Origin of the sequence: Bradyrhizobium sp. (assembly GCF_049586575.1) — a bacterium.
GTDB lineage: Bacteria > Pseudomonadota > Alphaproteobacteria > Rhizobiales > Xanthobacteraceae > Bradyrhizobium.
Genome location: NZ_JBAVCF010000717.1, coordinates 1 through 2,807 on the forward strand (window position 1 = coordinate 1; position 2,807 = coordinate 2,807).

3 protein-coding genes and 1 tRNA gene are annotated in these 2,807 nt (G+C 60.2%); 1 reads left to right on the forward strand and 3 read right to left on the reverse strand.

Features of this window, described 5'->3' with window-relative positions; translation table 11 throughout:
* Positions 1-384 precede the first annotated feature (384 nt).
* The gene (locus tag WB528_RS26150) at positions 385-645 is read right to left on the reverse strand and encodes a hypothetical protein (protein ID WP_423892164.1); all 261 of its coding nucleotides are present in this window, start codon (positions 643-645) and stop codon (positions 385-387) included.
* 527 nt (positions 646-1,172) lie between these two features.
* Positions 1,173-1,352, reverse strand: coding sequence for a hypothetical protein (locus WB528_RS26155; RefSeq protein WP_423892165.1), 180 nt, complete (start codon positions 1,350-1,352; stop codon positions 1,173-1,175).
* Between the two features lie 168 nt (positions 1,353-1,520).
* On the opposite strand from WB528_RS26155, the gene WB528_RS26160 reads away from it, so the two are divergent.
* Positions 1,521-2,609, forward strand: a complete 1,089-nt coding sequence (locus WB528_RS26160) for a mandelate racemase/muconate lactonizing enzyme family protein (RefSeq protein ID WP_423892167.1) — start codon at positions 1,521-1,523, stop codon at positions 2,607-2,609.
* Between the two features lie 72 nt (positions 2,610-2,681).
* On the opposite strand, the gene WB528_RS26165 is transcribed toward WB528_RS26160, so the two are convergent.
* Positions 2,682-2,757 (reverse strand) — tRNA-Phe (locus WB528_RS26165).
* Between the last annotated feature and the right edge of the window lie 50 nt (positions 2,758-2,807).

A 2,807-nucleotide genomic window follows, 5' to 3' on the forward strand; every position in this document is an offset into this window, starting at 1 on the left:
TGGAGTGGATTTGACATTCGCTACCCACTTGGCCGCGAGTCCGCAAAGCGAATGTCAAATCCGAAACTCCACTAGAAACCTATATTTGCTAGTGGTCCTTTTGATTCTAACATTCGCAAAAGTGCCCGCTGAGCAGGGATGCGAATGTTAGAATCGGACCACTACGTGAGTGCTGGAGGCTAACCGGATTTTAATAACCCGTCGGGACAAACCGCCCGGAAAAATATGACTTCAATTTGAAACATGAAAAAGGCAGCCCAAAGGCCGCCCTTTTGCTCATTTAAATCAAGCCGCTTTAGTAGTCGTAATAACAGCTGGAGTAGCCGTAATAGGGGTCGTAACAGTCGTCGTATCCTATTGCGCCACCAATGACTGATCCCGCGATTAGACCGCCCACGATGCCCGGTCCATATCCGTAGCCTCCATAACCGCCATATCCGCCGTAACCTCTGCGGTACCCACCACCGTATCCGTGGCCATATCCGCCCCTATAACCTCCACCAGCGAAGCGCGCTCCGCCGCCACCGAACCCGCCGCTACGGAAGCCACCTCCACCCATGCCGCCCCGGAAGCCACCTCCGCCCATGCCACCATGAAAGCCTCCGCCGCCACCGTGGAAGCCACCGCCTCCACCATGGCCGCCACCGCCGTGTCCGCCGAAAGCCAATGCCGGAGATGTCGCGGCTAGCGCAATCGCCAAACAGGCAGCTCCGATTGCTCCATATCTTCTCATAACGTTTCCTCCATAAGGGGTACACGTAGAGACATATGGGAGCTTCGAGCGTTCCAAACCCATTTATAAATAAAGCTTTAGGGGTTGTGACACCGGGGATGGGAAATTGCTAACGCTCGCCAACGAATGCGAGTTGCGTGCCGTCACGGCTAATGGTGGCCAGGGGCGGCCGCCAAGCAACGTCCCACCGTTCTTTAGACGAGACGCTTCAATGCTTGCTCGGATCGTCTGTTTCGGGTGGTCCCGCAATCCCTTGCCAAAACGCCATCAGGCACTCATCGCAGATTGACTCTAGATCGAGGGGCAAGGTGTCGAGCATTTCGCGGAGTGCCCATCGGTCGGCCTCCGGCCACTTGCCGCAGACAATGCAATCGTCGGGCATGGGCAGCGTGCTCCGGAGGTCGTCGAAGAAAAATCCGTCGCGTTCAACGGAGGCAGTTTACAGAATGCGCGCAAGCTGCAGGACACTGCCAGTGACCATCATGTCGACGGGAAGATAGAGCAGGCCGCGCTGCTGAACGAAACTGACCTTGAGCGGAGTTTGCGCGGCAACGATCGCGGGCGCCGCCACCAGACTTACGCCACCGGCCATGGTCGTGAAGGCACTTCGCCGACTCAAAAGCCGATCGCCTTTTTTGCAGGCATTTCACCCTCCCGATTTGGCCTTCGGCTTTTATCGTTGTGGCGGCTGCTATGCTGCTGGCCTGCCCCATGATAGGCAGCGTTAAGCGCCGCAACAAGAAATAGCGCGCCAAGAAACCGGGCGTCGCGGGAGCCGGAGGACAAAATGAAAATTCAACAGGTCACGGTCAATTTCGTCCGCCTGCCGCTCGAAGAGCCGCTGGTCGGCGCCCCCTACATGCCCGGCATGCTGCGCGAGTTCTTCACGGTGCAGGTGCAGACCGATGAGGGCATCGAGGGCATCGGCATCACCGGTTTCGGCGGCAAGCTGCTGCGCTCGCTCCACGCCGCGCTCGAAGATCTCGGCGAACTGATCAGGGGTGACGACCCGCTACGCACCGAGCAAGTGGCAGCCAAGATGCGCGCGGCGTCGGCGCCATGCGGCTCCGGCATCGCCATGCTGGCGATCTCGGCGATCGATACGGCGTTGTGGGATATCCGCGGCAAGGCCTGCGGCGTTCCGCTGGCGCGGCTATTAGGCGGCGCGCGCGACAAGGTGCCGGCCTATGCGAGCGGCGCGCTGATGCGCACCACGCCGACCGACAAGGTGCAACGCGCCGCCTCCGCACTGGTCGAAAAAGGATATCGGCAGGTCAAGACCCAAATGGCGGTCGAAGGCCTCACGCCCAAACAAGAGATCGAGCGCATTCGCTTGATCCGCGAGGCGGTCGGGCCGGACGTCAATCTGATGGTGGACATCAACCAGCGCTGGAGCGTTGCCGAAGCGATTTCGATCGGCCACCGCGTCGAGGAACTGGGCCTCGGATGGTTGGAGGACCCGACGACCTGCGACGACCACCAGGGGCACGCGAAGATCGCCGATGCGCTGACCACGCCGGTCTGCGCCGGCGAATATCTCTGGGGCATCGAGCCGCACCGGCAGGCGATGTCGCACCACGCCAGCGACATCACCATGATCGATTTGCTGCGGGTCGGCGGCGTGACGCAATGGATGAAGGTGGCCGGCATGGCGGAGGCCTTCAACAAGCCTGTCGCCAGTCATTTGCTACCGGAGATCCATGTGCACCTGGTCGCCGCGATTCCGAACGGGCTGGTGGTCGAATACATGCCGTGGACCTGGCGCCTGTTCGACAATCCGCCGATGCCGGTCAACGGCGAAATCGCCGTGCCGGACGGACCTGGGCTCGGACTCAAATTCGCGCCGGATTTATTCGAGAAATATGGGGTCGGCTAGCGCTAGATTGAGCGCAGATGGGAAGTTGCCAACGCTCGCCAACGAATGCGGGCTGCACGCTGTCTCGGCTGATGGTGCCCAGGGGCGGGATCGAACCACCGACACTGCGATTTTCAGTCGCATGCTCTACCAACTGAGCTACCTGGGCGTTCCCTTAAAGACCAGCGAAGCGGCTTGAGGGAGCGGCGGTTTATAGTC

Coding starts and splice junctions, on each gene's coding strand:
- WB528_RS26160 (WP_423892167.1), top strand. CDS start 1,521: ATGAAAATTCAACAGGTCACGGTCAATTTCGTCCGCCTGCCGCTCGAA.